The sequence below is a fragment of the Enterobacter sp. 3U4 genome (assembly GCF_057224565.1).
Genome location: NZ_CP136665.1, coordinates 167,342 through 188,260 on the forward strand (window position 1 = coordinate 167,342; position 20,919 = coordinate 188,260).

The following is a 20,919-nucleotide window of genomic DNA, read 5'->3' on the forward strand; positions in this document are numbered from 1 at the left end:
GGTTTGGCGTGTAGAGCGGAAAAGGGCATGACCCATATTCATTTTGGCTGTTATCATAGTGCGCCATTCACGCTGACCGAGGATCTGTTTTGTTTGCAGGAAGCCTGACGAGAAACCCCATCACCGCCATTTTTTGCCTGACGCTGACGCTATTACTGGCGGGCTGTTCAGGGAGCAAATCTTCGGATATGGGTAGCTATTCCGGTTCGGTCTATACCGTTAAGCGCGGGGACACCCTGTACCGGATTTCGCGCGCAACGGGGACCAGCGTGAAGGATCTGGCGCGGCTGAATAACCTTTCTCCGCCCTACACCATCGAGGTGGGGCAGCAGCTGAAGGTCAGCGGCGGATCGTCCTCGGGCAAAAAATCCTCTTCGAAAGGCAAAACAGCTAAAGTAACGCCGTCCTATCAGGTGCCGCAATCGTCATGGCCGCCGGTTGGACAGCGCTGCTGGATTTGGCCTGCCAGCGGTAAAGTGGTCGCCCCTTACTCACTCTCTGAAGGTGGCAACAAGGGTATTGATATCGCCGCTGCGCGCGGGACGCCGGTTTATGCCTCCGGGGCAGGGAAGGTGGTGTATGTGGGTAACCAGCTGCGCGGCTACGGTAACCTGATCATGATTAAGCATGGCGAAGACTACATCACGGCGTATGCGCACAACGACACGATGCTGGTCAACAACGGGCAGAACGTCAAAGCAGGGCAGAAGATTGCCACCATGGGCAGTACCGGTACGGACGCGGTGAAGCTGCATTTCCAGATTCGCTATAAGGCGACGGCCATCGATCCGCAGCGTTACCTTCCTGCGCCCGGCAGCAAACCGAAGTGCTAAGTGATTATTTTATCGCCTGTTAGTTGTGAAGAGGCTTGTATGAAGGTGCGTAAGGTCTATAATGCCTTACGCACCTCAAAGCGGGCGTAGTTCAATGGTAGAACGAGAGCTTCCCAAGCTCTATACGAGGGTTCGATTCCCTTCGCCCGCTCCAAACTCAAGTCTTCTCAAGTCTACCAAACTCAATTTCCCTTGCTAATCAAGAAGTTATAGTACTCTATTGGTGAATCCCAACGGCAAGAGATACTTGCGTCTTAAATACCGTTGTTTAGGTAAAGAGAAACTGCTGGCGAAATGAGTACACTTCCATCACATCGCAATCGTTTATGAATGTAATTATTTTGCGTGGAAAATTGTTCAGACACTATCCTACATTTTTCACTGGCCTGAGTATTGCCAGTTTTATATTTCTTAACAGCAATATCATACATCTGCTGCCAATAGCTCACATAATACGTTTTTAAATTACCGGATGGCTGTTTCTCAGTGATCCGATTTATTGCTTATTAATGATTTTTCGGCGGTGGCTCTCGATGCGGAAATAAGCAAAACGGCGTTTTTCGCGACCGCACGACGTTCCATGGATTGGAGGCTTGGCTCAGCATTTAGGGCAGGCATTATCTGGCATTGCTATATTTTATGGCAGGTGGAATATTCGCGACGGAGAGATTCTAAAGCCCCGGAAATGCCATAAATCGGAACTCTGAAACAGAAGGGCGAAACATAGGCTTTATACGCAATAGGAAATATAATTATTATCACATAAGTATTGGTGCTGTGTTATTTTTATTTGATTATTGCCATATTTACATCAGTTGCCTTTACAAAGGATTTCTCTCATTCACGTCGAAAGGTCCCTTTTCTGGATACGGTATTTTAAGAACGTTAAAACTGATCCCGTCCGAATAGAACGGACTTTATGACGGATAGCTGGGATACCCCGGAACACTGACCAGTCGCATCGATCCGTCGACTACCGGGCATGCGATCGAGCTGGAGGCATTCTTGTGACGCTGGAAGAGAGACAGTTCCCTATCTGATGCCGGACGTACAGACAATCTCCTGGCTCCACTTCAAAAGGGCCGTTTTACATTGTGTTCTTCGGGTTTAATCGCGCACATGCTCAGAACCAGTAAATATCCCGGCTAACCATATCCTGACCCTTTTGCGTTTAGTCTGATCCTGGACTTTATAGCCTGCATTTTTTCCGGATTATTTTCATTACCATATGAACTGTTAAAACGCTTCATAAATGATTTAATACCAGAGATGCAAAAAATAAAGAATACGATACTGTATGAGCCAAGGCCGTTATTTCATCACGCGGCACGTCACAGCATTGAAAGCCACGGCTGTTCCCTTACCTGTATTCACCCAGGTGGGCTGTCGGAAGAGGTGATTACCCTGAGGACTGACAATGCGCTGTTTGCAACCGGCCTCAGTGGTGCAGGGGACGAGCTGTTTTCGCTGTTGCGCATTATACATTCTCTAGCGGCAGAAAATGTGGAACTTACCGTCTGGATCCCTGCGGGCGATGCGCTTCTTGTGCAGTTAATGTACGGGCTGGGTGTGCAGACTCTGCTGTGTGAGAGCTACCTGCAGGAGGAGCTCCCGCAGCGTATCCGTAATCCTGCATTCAGCTCTCCGCATCTGCCCCAGTGGTGTCCTCCCGACGGGATAAGTCAAAATAAAGTACGTCTGTCAGACAGGGAGCTGGATACGCTGATTGACTGCGCCCGTGGCCTGAATCCGTATGAAATCGCCAGTTTGCGCCATGCCAGCTATAAAACCATCTACGTCCACAGAAGCAATGTACGGCGACGACTGAATCTCGGAAATTCAGTCCAGTGGCTCGATTTACTCGCCAGGCTGACGCAATTCCGCACATTACATTCAATAAGGTGAGATATGTTTACCTTTACCCTTTTTCCCTATGAGATGCATCCCACCTTGCTTACCGGGCTGCTTGAAAATCTGAACACGTTGCGCAGACACAATCCCAGCTGGAATTATCAGCTTGTCGACAATGAGAACGCACATCTGGTTGTGCTTGATTTTACCCTATATGATTCGTTGGCCCGGCTAACGCCGGAGGCATTTTTACGAATTAGCCAGGGCAAAACTGGTAAAATACTGGTGTTGCTCTCGGCCCGGCAAGTTGTGCTAGCCCGGCAGTTGATGCTGTCATATTCCTGTTCACTGTTATGCGTGGATGAACGACAGTTGCGTCTGCGTGAACTGGTGGAAAGCAGCCTTAAAAACCGCCGTTATATCAGTCCGTTCTTTCTGCATGCATGTCAGAATGTCGAGCAACGCCCTGTAGCAGTATATTTCACGCCGGCTGAGAGGCAGATTATCAAAGGGCTGCGTTGCGGTCATAATGGAGTGGAAATATCGCGGAAGATATTCCGTAGCCAGAAAACCATCAGTTCGCATAAGCGAAGAATCATGCAGAAGCTGGGGGTAAAAAACGACCTGGAGCTGCACAACGCGATGATGGACATGCAGGCAGAGGATTAAAAACACCCGGGGTTCTTTCTCTTATCGGGACTTTTCTACTCCTTCCCTGCTGAAAGAACCATCTAATGCCTTCTGCCGTGTCGACCACTTTCTGTCTCCCGCTCTCAGGGGCCGGGCGTGCTATGCAGATCCCTGTTCCGGTATCCATATCGCTGATAAATGAATGGTACCCACACGTAGGCCATTGGCATTTGCACTCAGGCTGAACAATCGAAGTAAAATCAGCGCACAAGCCAGTAGTTTTTTTCTAATAATAATTTTCCCGATGAATGCTTTTGGAATCTGATTCTTTTTATATTAACGGGTTAGTAAAATATTTGGTTTCTATAAAATACTTTAAATATAGTTATGTATCTATTTTGTTATTCATTATCCATGACGGTAAAATTAAAACCATATTCTAGTCCCATACGAGACAGGAAAGTGGTTTGATATAATGACAGAGATCTGTATGCTGAATCTAGAGGAGTAGGTAACATTCTGAACTTATTATTATTCGATAAACTTTATTTCGGGAGTGTTTATGCTAAATATCAGTAAGCCTGTCATTTGTCATAATGAGGCCAATAAACACATTGCATTACTCCATGATTTCGATGATTTTCGTAAGTGGTACCTGAGTTCCCACGATTTTAGTATGTTTTCGGACGAGGATATCCTTGCCGTTCTGGATGATGAGGCTCCCCGAAGCTATCCCTGCATACCATTAGTCGCCGACGAAAATTTCGAGGTAATTTATGTGAGTCTGGAGCTTGTTAAACATTGGTTTTATCTCTTTGAGTCAAACGGAAAAATCTAACCAGTAAATATGAACATCCACAACCCTTGTGCTACGCTAAGTTAACGTCATCCTAATAACAGGCACTCGTTTTTGTATGAATCATCATGCGTCTGATAACGTACCCGGCCCAAAATCCACGCGGGTAGTTAAAACCTATATGTCTGATCTGTTAAAACAATTTGAACCCTATCTGACCTATCGGTTGTATCCGGCAGGTAAACGTTTTTCATTCAGTTCAGCAAACCAGCAAGTCTGTTATTTTATTCGTACAGGGATAATTGCGCTTTATCGCCAGCCGGACGACGTTCTGATTGAACTGACGGAAGCACCTTCGTTGCGCGGGATCATCCCTGTGCCAGAAGGATCGCAATCTCAGTTCACGATGAGAATGGTCTCCCAGGCGGAGATCGCCATGCTGGACTCTGAACGTTTTTATGAAATTCTTACAGAGAAACAGCTCTGGGAAACTTTTGCACGGCATCTTCAGGCCATGCAAGGCATGACTATTGAAGTTATCTTTAAGCTGATATCTCCCACCGTCTTCGATATGATCCGTTTCCAGTTATATGAATTAATGGAAAAACCGCTGGAAATCCGTGAAGCCATCACTGCGGAAAGCTACATCAAGGGGAAAACACGCATTTCACGCAGTTCGCTTATGCGTGTGCTGTCTGACTTAAGGGCCGGCGGTTATATCGTGATGGAGAGAGGAATACTGAAGGAGATAAAATATATTCCGGAACGCTACTGATCGGTCGCATGATGCTACTGTAGCCTGATCTTCGCCGGGAAACGGGGCGTATTTATTTAGAGATATCTACATCGGGATCGGAATATAAAAAAGCCCTCGCCATGGATGCGGGGAAATGTAGTATTCAAATAAATTTCAGAGTGTGAATTGTGGCTGATGGGGGATTGACGCACTTTCAGTCTGTCTCTCACCGGATGGAGCTGATTACGTATGGCCTGCCTACCGTCATGTGAGAATAAAATGTAACGATACTGGTGCCTTGTCCGGCCAGTCATCACTATTCGTGGAAATCCCAGCCCTTCAGACGCCGTTTTTCAGAAATTCACGATCGCTTTCTTCCCCACGAATGTGTTCTTCATGGTCCGGCAGTAACGGCATGAGCATCCGCGGTTCTGGCCATGAGGACCAGACTGTGTTTGTTATGGAACATCAATAAAAAAAGATCAGATTTTTAACCTGGCAGCAAAAGCTGGTTAAAGAGCTCTCACAGATCGCCCTGCGTCCAGGTCAATCCTTCATCGACTGGCTCAACATCCCCCTTTCTATCAAACAGCGATCGGTTTAGCGTCAGGAACATCAGCTCGCATCTGATATGTCTGGTCTACCGTTAACCAGCGTTTGCGGGACTTGGGGTGAGAGAGTCAGGAGCGGTGGACAAAACCACAAGAAACGCAGTATCACGTGGTTCGAAGCGTCTACAATCTGCCTTCTTCCTGAATAACAACTTCATAGCTCACTCCTTGACGTCGACTTCATCCCTCTGCAGCTTACAGCCCAGGCAAGGTTGGTAACACAAAATTGCCGTTAATCAGAAGCACTTATTATATACAAAGTCTAAAACTTCGGAAAATTATTAGTGGTTAAGCTAATGACCTTCGCACTTTGTTGTCCCAAATGAGACCACTGATTTGTTGGTTTAATATTTCCACTCGTTAGAATTTGTTCGAGGCCAGAGATGAGATCCAGTGCCTTAAATAAGATGTTTTTTTGTGTTGTTTGATTTTTGTTAATCAAACGTAATCTAGTAAAGAATGGCTATATTATCACAACATAGTCGACATGGAATATTAGGATATTAATAAATGAATATGAAGAAAGTTGCTGTTGCGGTAGCTATCATTTCTGGTATGGCTATTAGTGCAGCAAATGCTGCAGACGATATGGGGCATGGTAAAGTAACCTTCACTGGCTCAATCATTTCTGCACCGTGCTCTATTTCCCCAGATTCAGTTGACCAGACTGTTGACCTCGGTCAGGTATCTGATGTTGCTCTGAAAGATGGCGGTACCTCTACACCTAAGTTCTTTGATATCAAACTGGAACAGTGTGATGCCTCTACTTTAAAAACTGTAGCGGTAACCTTCACGGGTGCAGCGTCTGCAGCTAACGCGGATCTTCTGGGCATCAATGGTAGTGCCTCAGGTGCTTCTGTTGCAGTAACAGACGGTTCTGGTCAGCTGGTTAAACTGGGTACCGCTAGCCCGGCTCAGACTATTGGTAACGGTAGCAACACTCTGGAATTCGGAGCTTACCTGAAGGGTGATGGCGCAACTGCAACTGTCGTCCCTGGCAGCTTCCAGACTGTTGCTGATTTTACTCTTGATTATAAGTAATTAATTTTAACTACGATATTTAATTAGTTAAATTACTTTTATCGCGCCAAACAGCCATTTTTTTGGTGAATGGCGCGATTCGTCCTTTGTTAATAAGATGGGATTGTCTATGTCAGGCATGACAAAAATAATAAGAAGAGTGATACCTCTCATGCTGTTGAGCTGTTCTGGAATAATACATGCTGAGAGTAGTCAGACTGCATCTGCGGATAAGGGCACCATCAGTATGCAAGGTGCCATTATTAATACACCTTGTGCCATTGCGACACAATATCGTGACCAAACCATTGAAATGGGCGAGGAGACGATCGGACGTATATTTCATGATGGACACGGTAGGCTTCGAAACTTTTCGGTTAATTTAGTTAATTGTTATGGCCCAGGCGAAGTCGATACTCATCCTGGCGGACAAAGTTTTAGAACGACATTTGATGGCCCTTCTTCTGATGGATTATTTAAAGTAAGTGGTGCGGAAGGCGTTGGATTACAGATCAAGGACAGCGTAGGAAATATTGCTGTACCAGGTTTTCCTCTACCACTTTCTGAAATAACAACAGGGAATCAGCGTTTGGATTTTACTCTTCAATTGGTTCGTAATCGCCAAAGCCTGAGGTCTGGAGAGTATTTTTCTGCATTGCGTTTTAAAATTGAATATTTTTGAGAACACTAGTCGATGCTGATAAACAAAAAAAAATATAACATTATGCCTGCCTGGCATGATTCGCTGGGTGCAATACTACTCAGTGGTTTTTGCACGTTCAGCATTGTGCATGCTGCAAGTGCAGGCGAGACTGTTAGTACTGATGATACAATAGAATTTAATACAGACGTATTGGACGTTAAAGAGCGTGCTAATATTGATTTGTCGCAGTTCTCCCAGAAGGGATATGTAATGCCCGGGAAGTATCAAATGGTCATTCAACTTAATAAGTCTGAATTACCGGAAGATACAGTAGAATTTATAGCACCGGTAAATGATCCAAAAGGTAGCGTCGTTTGTTTCAAACCGGAGCAAGTTCAGCAATTTGGTCTGAATGAAAAAATTTATAAGTCTCTTAAGTGGTGGAATAAAGAGCAATGTCTCGATCTGAGTTCTTTGCCTGGCGTCAATATTCGTCCTGATCTGGGGAGTGGGCATGTCTATGTGAACATACCTCAGGCTTATCTGGAGTACACGGCAGAAAACTGGGATCCGCCTGCTCGTTGGGACGATGGTATTCCAGGACTCTTACTGGACTACAACATGAACGCCATGAGTACGCACCAGCAGTCAGATGGAACCAGTGACTCTCTGAGCGGAAATGGTACAACAGGTATCAATATTGGGCCCTGGCGAGTTCGTGGTGACTGGCAGGCACAATACAACAAAAGCTCTACGGGTGATTCCAGTCATAACTGGGACTGGAGCAGATACTATGCGTATCGCGCTATTCGTTCACTTAAAGCTAAGCTGACCGTTGGCGAGAACTATCTTGACTCGTCCATGTTTGACAGCTTCGGTTATCGTGGCGTCAGTTTGAAGACTGATGACAATCAGCTACCACCAAATTTACGAGGATACGCACCTGAAGTAACCGGTGTTGCCAAAACCAACGCCAAAGTCACTATCAGTCAACAGGGGCGGGTGATATACGAAACGACCGTTGCGGCCGGTCCGTACCGTATCCAGGATCTGAACACTGCAGTAACGGGTAAACTGGACGTCAAAGTCACCGAACAGGATGGCACAGAACAAAATTTCCAGGTGGATACCAGTAATATTCCGTATCTCACACGTCCAGGCATGGTGAGATATAAGTTTACTGCCGGGAAACCTAGTGATTACGATCATCACTCCCAAGGGCCAGAATTTGGTACAGGGGAATTCTCCTGGGGGGTTAATAATGGTTGGTCGCTTTACGGTGGGGAATTGTATGCTCAGGACTATAACGCGTTAGCGATAGGTATCGGCCGAGACTTACTTGCTTTTGGTGCGATTTCCTTTGACGTGACAAACTCTCGAGCAGTATTACCCGCAGAGGATACCAAAACCGGTAATTCCTATCGCGTGAGTTACTCGAAACGTTTTGATGAATATGATAGCCAGGTTTCATTTGCAGGTTATAAATTCTCAGAGCGCGGCTTTATGAGCATGGCTGAGTATTTAAACGCGAGATATCATGATGGTGATAGTGGTGATGATAAGGAAATGTATACCATTTCGTTGAACAAACAGTTCCGCGACTTGAATTTCAGTACGTATCTTAATTACAACCACCAAACATACTGGAATCGTCCTTCAACGGATACATGGAATATTTCGGTTTCAAACTATTTTGATATTGGCTCATTTAAGAACATCAACCTTAGTCTTTCTGCGTACAGGACTCAGTATGATGATACGAATGATGACGGTGTATACGTCGGTCTCTCCATGCCATGGGGGGAAAGCGGCACAATTAACTACAATAGCCAGTTTAACGGTGGAGAGAGTAATCATAGCGTTGGGTACTACAACCGTATTGACGCGAATAATAACTACCGTATTGATGCCGGTACAACAAACCATGGTGAGGGGACGGGCAGCGGCTATTTCACTCATGATGGCGATTATACCAGCATGACGGCTAATGCCAGCTTTAACGGAAGCGATTACCAGGCATTCGGTATGTCAATGTCTGGAGGCATGACTGTCACGGGGCAAGGAGCCGCGTTACACCGTTCAACAGGATCAGGAAGCACACGAATGCTTATTGATACTGATGGTGTGAGTGATGTACCAGTCCAGGGAAGCGGCGGAACGATTCACAGTAACGCGTTCGGTAAAGCGGTGGTTACCGATTTAAGCAGCTACTACCGAAATACGGTGAGAGTCGATCTGGATAAACTGCCTGAGAATGTTGATGCAACCCGTTCTGTAGTCGAGGACACACTGACCGAAGGGGCAATCGGCTATAAGAAATTTGGTCTGTTGTCGGGTGAGAAATCGATGGCTACCATCAAGCTGCCTGACGGTAGTTCTCCTCCGTTCGGTGCAGAGGTGCATAACCTCAAGGATATTCAGACAGGGATAGTGGGTGAAAATGGAAGCGTCTGGCTGTCAGGAATAAAAGCCGGCGAAGAGATGGCGGTCTACTGGGATGATAAAACGCAATGCCTTATTGAGTTACCTACTCCGTTGCCGCCATTGACCAAAGGATTGCTGTTGCCTTGTAAGCTGGTGACGACTGAGAAAAAAGCCAAATGAAGAGAGGCCATGTTTGGAATTTATCCGGACATGGCCCCAGACAGAATGTTCCATTTTTATTAATAATATTGAGTGTTAATCCCATGAATAATTCATCAGTTACATTAAAAACAGCGGTTGGTGTAATTCTGTTGACGATATTATCTCAGCAGGCTCAGGCCGCAATCGCTTTGGACAGAACTCGTGTTATCTTCAACGGTGACAAAAGTTCGACCACGACGACCATTACGAATCAGAATAAAACATTACCTTATCTTGCTCAGACATGGATTGAAGATGGTAAAGGTAATAAAATTGATTCACCTTTTACCGCACTGCCGCCACTCCAGCGTGTAGAGCCTGGTGCTAAAGGTCAAATTAAAATTCAATCCACTGGTAATACAAGCGCACTGCCGCAGGACAGAGAATCGATCTTCTATTTCAATGTGCGAGAGATTCCACCAAAGAGCAGTAAACCAAATACATTACAGTTGGCTCTGCAAACCCGCGTTAAAATGTTTTATCGCCCTGCAGCGCTTGCACTGACGCCGTCAGAAGATAATGAAATCCAGAAAAAACTTACGCTGACAGCGCAAGGAGATAGCTATCAGCTGAATAACCCAACACCATATTATGTCACCATTTCTGGGGTCTCAGCATCTGGAAAGGCTGCAGAGTCTAAAGATTTTCAGCCTATAATGGTCGCGCCTAAAAGCTCTTCAAGTCTGGGTGTGAGTGTTTCTGCACTTGGAAGTCATCCGGTGTTGAGTTTTATTAATGATTACGGTGGACACCCGCAGCTGAATTTTAATTGCAGTGGAAGTACTTGCACTGTTGCGAATGTTAAAGCGGGTTGATTATAAAAATAAGCATAGCATTGGATGCGAGTAATAAATATAAGTATGAAAAGACGACAGAGATATCCTGGATGGTTTGCGATACTGGCAAGTATCTTTTTAATATTTACAGGGAACAGCTGTTTTGCCAGTAATAATGCCAATATCAATAGTGATGCTACCGATCTTCACGTACACGGTGCGCTAGTTGTAGGTGCGTGTCAGTTGGATATGCAGTCTGCATATCAGGAAATTGATATTCAGGGAACCACCACCGGCAACTTACTTAACCTGGGTGATTTTGGTCCTGCGACTGCGCTTACTATTCAAATGAGCGATTGTCAGGCGATTGGTGGACATAGTGTTAGCCCGGCGACGAATGTTTCAACATGGGATGATAAAAGACCAGTTGTTACGGTCAGTTTTATGGCGGCAGTCGATTCGGATAACCCTGATCTCATTAAAGTCAATGGGATAACAGGCATGGGGCTTTTATTGAAAGATAGCAACGGCAGAAAGATAAGTCTGGGTAAGAAAGACAAACCACAGTTTATCTCTCCCGGCTCTAATGCATTGGGTTATACCGTAACGGCTGTTCGTACATCTGCACCGTTAACAACTGGGTCGTTTCGCGCGGTAATTGACTTTTGGGTAAGCTATGACTAGCAATAAAATGCGGGTAAAAATGAAACTATTGATGATAATGTGCCTGGTTATTGTCTTTAACAGCAGTGCTGCACATGCTAAAACTAATTTGACCGCTAGTGGGGCTGTATCATCGACAAATATTAATATTTCCGGTGTGCTGGTTGCTAACGGTACCTGTACGTTTGATCAAGGAGGCGCTCAGACTATTGATTTTGGCAAAGTCTTATTGGTCAGCACAGGCTCAAATACCGTTGAGCTTACTGGAGATTATCAGAAATCATTGAGCAGCAATTTTACTTGCAGTGGTGATTCAGAAGGGCTGCTACAAATGAAATTCACATCCAGTACGGGCAGTTATGAAACGTATAATAACAAGAAGATCTTAGGTACCGATAAAGGTATTGTGGGGATCGAATTACTTGTAGATGGTACTGCCCAAAATATGGATGAGTGGTTTAGTGTTGATAAAAAAAGCCTGCCGGTGCTCCAGGCAAAATTGGTTCAGTTCAGCACCGCAAACACCAATAATGTCGTAAGTGGGGATAAATTTACCGCTTCCGGTACACTTGTGCTGGCATTCAATTGAGGAGAAAAGAATGAAAGGTAAATTACTCTTCAGTGCTTCATTACTTATTTGTTCGATGATTCAAACCACCTATGCTGAACAAAAAGGGGATACCAGTACTGTTGATTTTCAGGGAACATTTTCCGTTCTGTCACCCTGCACTATCAGTAACGACAAGGATATTACGGTTTCGTTCGGCAACGTTGGAGTGAACAAGGTGGATGGGATTAACTATGAACAATCTATTCCGTACACCGTTGATTGCAAAGGCGCGTCAGATAATACAGCTGTGCAGGTAGAAGTCTCCGGAACGGCAGAGCTTTATGACAACGCCGCGTTGAAATCCAGCGTAACCGGTTTGGGCATCCAGATTAAAGAGAATGGTCAGCCTCTCACGCTGAATAAACCACTCGAGACCACACTGGATCAAATGCAGTCACTTTCGTTGACGGCGGTTCCGGTAAAAGATCCAGCGGCCACGCTTACCGCGCAACAATTTTCTGCTATCGCGACTTTGAGAGTTTATTATCAGTGAGGCATATGATGACATTACCTTTTTACAAGACATTACGTGTATTTCAGGTCTTGCTGATTTCTGCAATGGTATTCCCGTGTGGTTCAACACTGGCAGCGAATAATAATCTTAGCTTCGACGGTACGCTGGTTAGCGAACCCTGCAATCTGGACCCGGCGACCTCTGAGATAACGGTTGATTTCGGAACGGTTATTGACAAGGAATTGTATAAATATGCCAGAACAGCGGGCAAGCCATTTACGATCAATTTGACCGAGTGCGACCCCTCACTGGCAAACTCCGTGACGATGACATTTTCTGGTACAGAAAGCTCCGCGCTGCCTGGCTTTTTAGCCGTAACGGGAACACCTGGCGTTACCATTGGGATGGAATCTAACACAGGAACGCCAGTTCCATTTAATAAGCCATCACCAGCGTCACAAATTTTTGCCGGAAATAACAGCGTGACGTTCAATGCATTTGTACAAGCGGAACCGGATGCGATAAGCCAGCATACAATTGCTACCGGCAGCTTCTCATCCATCGCGACGTTTGAAATGGCTTACCAATAATGAGCGTGCTGAGCTTGTATTAACGTGACCGAAATTCTTTGAACGGGAATTTTATTTATTAAGGGTGCTCGCTGAGCATGTTTTTAATTTAAAGATGATAGATTGATTAATTTCAAACTTATAGGCAATCATGATGTATAAAAAATATATAGGCGCAGCGTTTGCTATATTTATTAGCACGTTTAGCCACTTTTCCTGTGCGGAGATGTATTTCCCTTTTACTGGAGGAACCATGGGGATAGAGGACTCTCAAAGTTGCACATTTTCGGGGGGGTGGTCTTCGGGGGGATCGAGCAAGAATTTGGTGCCTGGACATCCCGCCACATCTGAAGCAACCCGTGGTGGACGTTATATCTGCGCTAGCGGCGCTATGAAATATATGAGAGGAAGTAATGCGACGGCAACTGTCAACGATGCCTATGTGCCAAAAACAGGAGACTATGGCGTATTTACGTTTATCTGTACTTATGAAACGTCCGCTTGTCATGTGAAGGATGCCGTCTGGCGCAGCACAGGGAATACTTTTGTTCATATTGAAAAAGGTACCTCTATGCAAAATATTTCGTTACCCAACAATTTAGATTCTTTGCCTCCTAACACTATGTTATCGGGCAGTGCTTGCTATGCGTTGGTTGATATATCCACGAACTCATTATATTCCTTAAACGGTACAGGATGGTGCATAGGCGAGTATTTCCCGCCTTCTCCCCCTCCAGAGGAGACCTGCGATATTAACAATGGTGCCGCGCTTAGCGTTGACTTAGGGACTATGGAACGTACGGCTTTGGCCACCGTGCCGGGAACGGGAGCAAACAAAAAAATCCAAATACCGGTTCAGTGTAAAGGTGATAAAAATGTCGCTGAAAGTATGAAAATCCAATACACCCCGGTTACGGTAAGCGGAACGGAGGTCATCAAATCTTCTGTTAATGGGGTGGGCGTGGCGATCAGCTACAACGACAAACCGCTGTCAACAACGGATACGACCAACCTCACTTTCCTGCCGGGCTCTAACACGCTTGAGCTGGCATTCGAAGCTGTGCGGGACCCGACTGTTGAGCAAAAAGATATTCCGACAGGCTCATTTACCGCCAATGCGGTGATGGTGTTAACGGAGCAGTAAGAAATCTGCAATCGGCTACCCCGATTGCTAATGAATAAATGGCTCACCCAGGTGGGCCTTTTTCGTCCTCAAACCGCTTCAGTGGATTTCAGGGAATGTTTGTGTACGTTGAAAAAAACCGGTGCGGTTGTGCTAACCCGATCGCGATTCACGCTGCCTCTGTTGAGCAGAAATAGCCAATACCCGGTCAGAGCACGTACCCAACCTTTCTGGTAATAACCGGGAAGGGCAATTTAATAGCACTTCGTATTTAAGAAAGATTACAGGCGCTCACTGTGTAACAGCAAAAAGGCCGCATCCCGCAGCCTTTTCTTTTCACATTCACCCTTTCGGGAATACCCAGACATGCTTTTCCGGCAGCGAAAGATGGCAGTGCTGCGGATCCCGAACCTCATGCCCATACGCGCGGATTACAAAATCATCCCCAACCGTGCGGAACAGGTACTCCCAGCGGTCGCCGAGATACATGCTGGTGAGCAGCGGCAGCTCAAGCTGATTTTCCCCTGGCCCCTCAACCACCGCCACGCGCTCGACGCGGATCACCGCCGTGGCCTCAGCACCGCTCTGCACCCCTTCACCGGCCTGGCCCCACAGCACCCAGCCTTTTCCTTCGATGCGCGCTCTGCCGTCGCGTACTTCGGTGACCTTGCCGTGCAGGCGGTTGTTGCTGCCCATGAACTCGGCGGTAAACAGCGTTTTCGGCGAGCCGTACATCTCCTGCGGCGTACCCTGTTGCTCAATTTTGCCGTTGTTAAGCAGCAGGATGCGGTCGGAAATGGACATCGCTTCGTTCTGGTCGTGCGTCACCATCAGCGCCGATAACCCGAGCTTGATAATCAGCTCGCGCAGGAACACGCGGGCCTCTTCGCGCAGCTTGGCGTCGAGGTTGGAAAGCGGCTCGTCCAGCAAAATCACCGGCGGGTTGTACACCAGCGCACGACCAATCGCCACGCGCTGCTGCTGCCCACCGGAGAGCTGGTGCGGGTGACGTTTGCCAAGATGGCCCAGACCAAGCTGGTCCAGCACGTCCTGCACGCGCTGCTGGATGTCTTTGGCCGGGACTTTGCGTAGCTTGAGCGGATAGGCCACGTTCTCAAACACGGTCTTGTGCGGCCACAGGGCATAGGACTGGAATACCAGCCCCAGGTTACGCTCTTCCGCCGGGACCTCACTGCGCGGCGTGCCGTCGTAAACTTTATTGCTGCCAATCACAATCGACCCATGGGTCGGTTTTTCCAGTCCCGCGACGGCGCGGAGCAGGGTGGTTTTACCGCTGCCGGAGGGGCCTAACAGGGAGACCACTTCGCCGCGCTTCAGGTTCATGGAGACACCTTTTAAAACAGGATTGTCGCCGTAGGTTAAGTGCAGATCGTCAACCGCTAATTCAATCATGTATTTTCACTCCGAAACGAAGGGCAATGCCCAGACCTACCACGACCAGCAGGATGTTAATGAAAGAGAGCGCCGCCACGATATCGATGGCACCCGCGGCCCAGAGGGAAACCAGCATCGAGCCGATGGTCTCCGTGCCGGGTGAAAGCAGGTACACACCCGTTGAATATTCGCGCTCAAAGATCAGGAACATCAGCAGCCACGAACCGATCAGACCGTAGCGGGAGAGCGGGATGGTGACGTGGCGGGTGATCTGCCCGCGCGTCGCCCCGGTGCTGCGCGCCGCCTCTTCAAGCTCCGGCCCTACCTGCAGCAGCGTGGAAGAGATAAGCCTCAGGCCGTAAGCCATCCACACCACGGTATAGGCCAGCCAGACGCTGAAAATGGTGCTGCGCAGCGAACGCAGCCAGACGATGACGTTTTCACGCATCCAGTCGGTCCAGGCGAACCCGGAAAGCCAGCCGGATTTCAGCGAGTTATCCAGCCACATCGGCAGGAACAGAAACACCCACAGGAACGCCAGACCCGCCAGCAGGCCCGGTACGGCGCGCGGCACCAGCACGCTGTAGTCCAGAAAACGCGTGGTGTTATCCGGCTTGCGGTGCATGGCAATGCCGACAAACAGGTAGCACACCACGGCCAGCGCGCCGCCAATCACGCCAATCGCCATGGAGTTGACGATGGCGCGCAGCAGGTTGGGCTGCGCCCAGATGGTGCGGAAGGTGTTCAGAGAAAGCTCGTCCCACAGCGAAACGCCCACGCCCCAGTTGGAGATAAACGCGCGCAATACCACCCCGAGCAGCGGAACGCCGATGGTGACGGTGAGCCAGAAGGCAATCACCGCGCCAGCTACCCAGCGCCATTTACCCAGCGGTAGCGCGCGGGCCTGCGAGGCCTTACCCTTCATGGTGACGAAGCGGTTGGCGGTGCGCATCAGGCGACGCTGGAGCATCACCAGCGGGATGGTGATGCAGATCAGCACCACGGCAACTGCCGCCATCAGGTTATAGGATGGGGTCCCCATCTTGTTCGTCAGCTTATAGAGATAGGTTGCCAGCACCATGTTGCCTTCCGGGTCGCCGAGGACGAGCATCAGGCCGAACACCTCCAGCCCCAGGAAGAACAGCAGCACAGTGGCGTACAGAATAGACGGGCGCACCATCGGCAGGCTGACGGAGGTCATCACCTGCCAGGGCGACGCGCCCGCGGTACGTGCGGCTTCTTCCACGTCGGAGCCCACGCTGCGCAGCGCTGACGAGATATACAGATAGGCGTGCGGGACGTGCGTCAGGCCGGCAATGACCACAATGCTCGACATGTCGTAGATGTTCCACGGCACAAAGCCAATCAGCGCCTCAGCCCACTGGGAGAGAAAGCCCACCGGACCGGCGGCCACCACGTAGCCGAAGCCCAGCACCATCGGTGAAACGAAAATCGGGACCAGGATCAGCGGCTCAATCAACCGGCGGCCGGGCAGGTCGGTACGCACCATCAGAAACGCCAGCACGCCGCCCAGCGGAATGGAGATAAAGACCAGCCCGAAAGCCAGAATAAAGCCGCTTTTCAGGGCCTTATAAAAATCAGGGTCGGTGAAAATAAATTCAAATGATTCAAAGCTCCACTCTTTTGACGGCGAAAAGAACGGCGCGGACAGGAAGCTCTGTATCACGATAAACGACAGCGGCGTGTAAATAACCAGGGCGGTTATCAGCACGACGATGCCTCGCGGCAGGCTTTGCCACTTTCTGCGTAAAGTATTCATGGGGTATCCCTGGTATTGCAGCCCAGAAAAACGAACTCAGTCGATAAGGAAGCGCGGCGACCAGCGCCGCGCTCAGACGCTTATTTACCGGCGGCGGTACGCCACTCTTTGATGTACTCCAGGCGTTTTTTCGGCTGCAGGTATTCCAGCAGCGTTTCATCAACCGGGATCGGCTTCAGCGCGTTGCCGAGGATTTTGGTCAGGCCGTCGATATCATTCTTGCCTTCGATATCGTTACGAATGGAAGGGATGTCCGCCTGATTGGCCAGAATGTTTTGCCCTTGTTCAGACAGCACGTAGTCCAGCCACAGCTTCGCGGCATTGCCGTTTTGCGCCTGCTGGCTGATGAACGACACGCGCGACAGCACCAGGGTGTAATCTTTCGGATAGGCAATGCCGAGCGACGGATCGTTCTTCGCACGCGCCTCCGCGTAGGAGCCGAGGATGTTGAAGCCGATCAGGTTTTCACCGGAGGAGACGCGCTCCATCATGGTGCCGGTAGACGACTGTACCGATAAGCCGCCTTTGGCGACGTCGGCCAGGGTCTTAAAGTAGTTTGGATCGGCGTTGTGATCCTGCACCGACAGCATAAAGCCCAGACCCGATTTTTCGATGTCGTAGGTGGTGACTTTGCCCTTGAATTTGTCCGTCTGGCTGGCAATCAGCTTCGCCAGCGCGGCGTGAGAATCCGGCACGTCACCGGCCGGGATCAGGCGCTTGTTGTAGATAAAGACCACTGGCTCGTAGGTGGTGCCGTAGGCCTTATCTTTCCAGACCGCCCATTTCGGCAGCTGGCTTTGCTCCGGAGATTTGTATTCCATGGCGTAGTCGGTGGCGAGCTTCAGGCCGGTGTCCATCGAGGAACTCCAGACCACGTCGCCGCTCACGCCGCCGGAAGCCTGTTCGCTGATGAAACGGTTGTACAGCTCGGTGCTGTTCATGTCGTTGTATTCGACTTTAATGCCCGGGTAGGTTTTTTCGAAGCCCTGGATCAGCGGTCCGGCAGCTTTAATATCGGTGGTGGAATAGATGACAACCTTGCCCTCTTTCGTGGCGGCATCCACCACTTTTTGATACTCAGCAGGATATCCCTGCGGCAGGGCAGACAGTGCAGAAGCAGAGAACAGTACGGTAGCGGTAAGCAGAGAAATTCGGAACGTGTTCGACATTATAGTTAACCTTTTAGTTACATTTGAGGAACTAATTGTCAACATAGCGTAAAGCGCGCCTCCGGCAATAGGGAGGCGTGGGCAATGATTCCGAAGTGTGATTGTCGCCGTCGTTTCAGCAATTAACACCATAAAATCCGCGAACGTTAGCCTGTGAACGGTTCTGGATTACGGTTTATCGGGCGCTTTGCGGTATAACCGGCGAGGATGACCAATGTTGCCGTACAGCATTTCGATGCTGATTAACCCGCTCTCCACGCAGTATTCAAGGTAGCGTCGTCCCGTGGTTTTGCTGATCCCCACGTTTTCCACCACCTCTTCAACCGACATCGCACTGTCAGGATGCTCGGCGAACAGGCGTTTAATGCGTTCCAGCGTCTGGGGTTCAATGCCCTTCGTCGACGGCGTAACGGAGGCTTCCGCGGCAGGCAGATGAAACAGGCGATCCAGCGCGTGCTGGTCGACCACCTTCACCTGCTGCACGGTGTGGATGAAGCGCATAAACCGCTCCAGCGAGGCGTGCAGGCGCTGGAAAAAGACGGGCTTGATGAGGTAGTCAAACGCGCCGCTGCGCATGGCGTGGCTACAGGTCTGCATATCGCTCGCGGCGGTGATGAAGATAACCGAGCACTCATAGCTTTTCAGCAGCGGGTTATCGATGAGCTCCACGCCTTTACCGTCCGGGAGATAGTTGTCCAGCAGGATAAGCCGCGGCTGATGCTGACGAATCAGGCTGCATGCCTGATCAATCGACGCGGCGATGCCCACCACGCGCAAGTGAAAATGCTGCTCGATATACTCGCGATGCAGCTCCGCCAGGTGCGGCTCATCCTCAACGATCACAACATCAAGTGCTCGGGTCATGCTTTAGCCCATTCGGAATAAACACAGAAAAAATAGTCCCTTGTGGCGTGTTGTCGGCAATCTCAATACTGCCGCCAGCCTTGTCGATATATCCTGCCACCAGAAACAGGCCAATACCGTGCTCGGTGCCCACAATGTCGTTTTCACGTTCCGGTTTGCTGCTGAATCCCTGGCGGAAAATATGCGGCTTCATCGCATCATCCACCCCGCAGCCCCGGTCGGCCACCTCGATCAGAAGCTCCTGGTTACGGTCAGAAATGTAGAGTTCCACCGGCGCAGGGACCGGAGCCTTAAGGGTCGCGTCCACCGCGTTATCCAGCAGGTTACCAATAATGGACATCAGCTCCGTTTCGTTGAGCGTGGCGGGCATGCGGGTGAGCTGGCAGGCGGGATCAAACAGCAGCTCGATGCCTTTTTCGCGCGCGCTGACGTATTTTCCGAGCAGCAGCCCACACAGTGCGGGAGAGGAAAAACGGGCGGAGACAAAGTCCAGCACCCGCTGCGCGCCTTCGGACTGCACCTGGATGTAACGGATCGCTTCGTCATAGTGTTTCATCTGCAGCAAGCCCACCAGCGTGGCGGTCCAGTTCAGCTGCTCGTGGCGCATAATGCGCAGGTTATCCGCATAGCGCTTGATCTGACTGAGCTGGCTGCTGAGCGTGTTAATGTCGTTTTTGTCGCGAAAGCTGTAGACCCAGCCGCTTTCAACGCCGGGTTCAACCTCAATCGCCACCCGGTTGACGATCACCTCGCGCTGGTTCAGCACGGCAATCTGGTCGTGGCTGCCAGCGCTCACCGAGGCGTAGCGCTGGGATAAAAAGCCCGGCGACGTCTGCAGAACGTCTTCCAGCGGTTTGCCGATAAGCTCTTTCTCACTTTGCCGAATATCCAGCATTTCTCGTGCGGCGCGGTTAATTAAAATCAGCTGTTTCTCTTCATTGACGGCAAATACCCCCTCGTACATGGCTTCTAATAGCGCGCGCTGCTGCAAAACCAGCTGAGCGATATCTTTCGGCTCCAGTCGGAACATCTGTTTTTTGAGATTGCGGGTAAACAGCCAGGAGAACATAAACAGCAGCAGCAGAAGAGCCGCTCCGTACAGCCCGGACTGCCAGAGAATGCGGGCATTAATATTGGCAATATAGGAGGTCAGATAGCCTACTGAGACAATACCAATCACCTGGTGCTGCGCGTTAAAGATCGGCGCTTTGCTGCGCAGTGAAACCCCAATCCCGCCCTGGCGCACGGAAATAATGGTTTTGCCCTTTAATACCTCCGCATTATCCCCGCCGATCATCGGTAAATTAATACGCTCCGGAGATTCCGAATGATAAAGGTGCTGTTCCTCGGTATCGCCAATCACAATGTAGCTGGCATCGCTTTCGGCGCGCAGCGGCTGAATTAACCGGGCGATGCCGGGGATATCTCTGGCCGCGACCATGGCCGACAGACCCGGCATCAGCGCAATCTGGCTGGCCTGCACCCGGGCGCGCTGGCCGAGATCGTGATGAAGTTGCCGGTCAATAAAATGAAACAGGATCGTTCCCAGCAGAACTAACAGCAGGCAGGAGAAGCACACCAGCGCTAAAAACAGCTTTACCTGAAAAGAGAGTCTGCGTTTCATTCAACCTGCAAAAGTTATGTAAAAGTGACATTTGCCGAGCCTGACATGGGCCCATAGCGGACGCAATCTGGCATTAAAAGAGTTGTGACCTGGCTTTTCGTTTTCGGCGTTATAGCCATCAGGATCCCGTAAGGCTATGCTTCATTC

The 20,919-nt window shown here is 49.3% G+C and carries 19 protein-coding genes, 1 tRNA gene and 1 pseudogene; 16 read left to right on the forward strand and 5 right to left on the reverse strand.

Annotation, left to right across the window (positions count from 1 at the left end; translation table 11 throughout):
- Nucleotides 1-89 precede the first annotated feature (89 nt).
- The 16 genes and pseudogenes from actS (at nt 90) to RVY89_RS00920 (ending at nt 13,961) form a co-directional block, all read left to right on the forward strand.
- Nucleotides 90-833 carry an amidase activator ActS gene (gene actS, locus RVY89_RS00845; RefSeq protein WP_039262983.1) on the forward strand — a complete coding sequence of 248 codons (744 nt, stop codon included), beginning with the start codon at nt 90-92 and terminating at the stop codon, nt 831-833.
- 80 nt (nt 834-913) lie between these two features.
- Nucleotides 914-987 (forward strand) — tRNA-Gly (locus RVY89_RS00850).
- A gap of 63 nt (nt 988-1,050) precedes the next feature.
- Nucleotides 1,051-1,125, forward strand: a pseudogene (locus RVY89_RS00855) (Arm DNA-binding domain-containing protein); the annotation flags it as partial.
- Nucleotides 1,126-2,102: 977 nt separating this feature from the next.
- Nucleotides 2,103-2,738 (forward strand): helix-turn-helix domain-containing protein, encoded by a 636-nt coding sequence (locus tag RVY89_RS00860; RefSeq protein WP_484826618.1) that lies wholly within the window; start codon nt 2,103-2,105, stop codon nt 2,736-2,738.
- A gap of 3 nt (nt 2,739-2,741) precedes the next feature.
- Nucleotides 2,742-3,353 (forward strand): helix-turn-helix transcriptional regulator, encoded by a 612-nt coding sequence (locus RVY89_RS00865; RefSeq protein ID WP_484826619.1) that lies wholly within the window; start codon nt 2,742-2,744, stop codon nt 3,351-3,353.
- Nucleotides 3,354-3,876: 523 nt separating this feature from the next.
- Nucleotides 3,877-4,152, forward strand: coding sequence for a hypothetical protein (locus RVY89_RS00870; RefSeq protein WP_484826620.1), 276 nt, complete (start codon nt 3,877-3,879; stop codon nt 4,150-4,152).
- A gap of 139 nt (nt 4,153-4,291) precedes the next feature.
- On the forward strand, nt 4,292-4,885 hold the full coding sequence (locus RVY89_RS00875; RefSeq protein WP_484826621.1) for a helix-turn-helix domain-containing protein: 594 nt from the start codon (nt 4,292-4,294) through the stop codon (nt 4,883-4,885).
- Nucleotides 4,886-5,967: 1,082 nt separating this feature from the next.
- Nucleotides 5,968-6,498 carry a fimbrial protein gene (locus tag RVY89_RS00880; RefSeq protein ID WP_484826622.1) on the forward strand — a complete coding sequence of 177 codons (531 nt, stop codon included), beginning with the start codon at nt 5,968-5,970 and terminating at the stop codon, nt 6,496-6,498.
- 109 nt (nt 6,499-6,607) lie between these two features.
- Nucleotides 6,608-7,159: a fimbrial protein gene (locus RVY89_RS00885; RefSeq protein ID WP_484826623.1), complete on the forward strand. Its 552-nt coding sequence runs from the start codon at nt 6,608-6,610 to the stop codon at nt 7,157-7,159.
- 12 nt (nt 7,160-7,171) lie between these two features.
- Complete coding sequence (locus tag RVY89_RS00890) at nt 7,172-9,724, forward strand: outer membrane usher protein (RefSeq protein ID WP_484826624.1); 2,553 nt, start codon at nt 7,172-7,174, stop codon at nt 9,722-9,724.
- An 83-nt stretch (nt 9,725-9,807) separates the two neighbouring features.
- Complete coding sequence (locus RVY89_RS00895; RefSeq protein WP_484826625.1) at nt 9,808-10,560, forward strand: fimbria/pilus periplasmic chaperone; 753 nt, start codon at nt 9,808-9,810, stop codon at nt 10,558-10,560.
- Between the two features lie 45 nt (nt 10,561-10,605).
- The gene (locus tag RVY89_RS00900) at nt 10,606-11,205 is read left to right on the forward strand and encodes a fimbrial protein (RefSeq protein WP_484826626.1); all 600 of its coding nucleotides are present in this window, start codon (nt 10,606-10,608) and stop codon (nt 11,203-11,205) included.
- Nucleotides 11,206-11,224: 19 nt separating this feature from the next.
- Entirely contained in the window at nt 11,225-11,773 is a 549-nt protein-coding gene (locus tag RVY89_RS00905; RefSeq protein WP_484826627.1) for a fimbrial protein, read from the forward strand.
- 10 nt (nt 11,774-11,783) lie between these two features.
- Nucleotides 11,784-12,287: a fimbrial protein gene (locus RVY89_RS00910; RefSeq protein ID WP_484826628.1), complete on the forward strand. Its 504-nt coding sequence runs from the start codon at nt 11,784-11,786 to the stop codon at nt 12,285-12,287.
- Nucleotides 12,288-12,292: 5 nt separating this feature from the next.
- Nucleotides 12,293-12,838 (forward strand): fimbrial protein, encoded by a 546-nt coding sequence (locus RVY89_RS00915; protein WP_484826629.1) that lies wholly within the window; start codon nt 12,293-12,295, stop codon nt 12,836-12,838.
- Nucleotides 12,839-12,968: 130 nt separating this feature from the next.
- On the forward strand, nt 12,969-13,961 hold the full coding sequence (locus tag RVY89_RS00920) for a fimbrial protein (protein ID WP_484826630.1): 993 nt from the start codon (nt 12,969-12,971) through the stop codon (nt 13,959-13,961).
- Nucleotides 13,962-14,282: 321 nt separating this feature from the next.
- Here the strand turns inward: RVY89_RS00920 and RVY89_RS00925 are convergent, their stop codons facing one another.
- From RVY89_RS00925 to RVY89_RS00945, 5 genes are all read right to left on the reverse strand, one after another.
- On the reverse strand, nt 14,283-15,353 hold the full coding sequence (locus tag RVY89_RS00925; protein WP_484826631.1) for an ABC transporter ATP-binding protein: 1,071 nt from the start codon (nt 15,351-15,353) through the stop codon (nt 14,283-14,285).
- Nucleotides 15,346-17,115: an ABC transporter permease gene (locus tag RVY89_RS00930; protein WP_032675455.1), complete on the reverse strand. Its 1,770-nt coding sequence runs from the start codon at nt 17,113-17,115 to the stop codon at nt 15,346-15,348. The genes RVY89_RS00925 and RVY89_RS00930 overlap by 8 nt, the downstream gene beginning before the upstream one ends.
- A gap of 80 nt (nt 17,116-17,195) precedes the next feature.
- Complete coding sequence (locus RVY89_RS00935; RefSeq protein WP_484826632.1) at nt 17,196-18,284, reverse strand: ABC transporter substrate-binding protein; 1,089 nt, start codon at nt 18,282-18,284, stop codon at nt 17,196-17,198.
- A gap of 168 nt (nt 18,285-18,452) precedes the next feature.
- On the reverse strand, nt 18,453-19,148 hold the full coding sequence (locus tag RVY89_RS00940; RefSeq protein ID WP_484826633.1) for a response regulator: 696 nt from the start codon (nt 19,146-19,148) through the stop codon (nt 18,453-18,455).
- The gene (locus tag RVY89_RS00945; RefSeq protein ID WP_484826634.1) at nt 19,132-20,772 is read right to left on the reverse strand and encodes an ATP-binding protein; all 1,641 of its coding nucleotides are present in this window, start codon (nt 20,770-20,772) and stop codon (nt 19,132-19,134) included. The genes RVY89_RS00940 and RVY89_RS00945 overlap by 17 nt, the downstream gene beginning before the upstream one ends.
- Nucleotides 20,773-20,919: the final 147 nt, after the last annotated feature.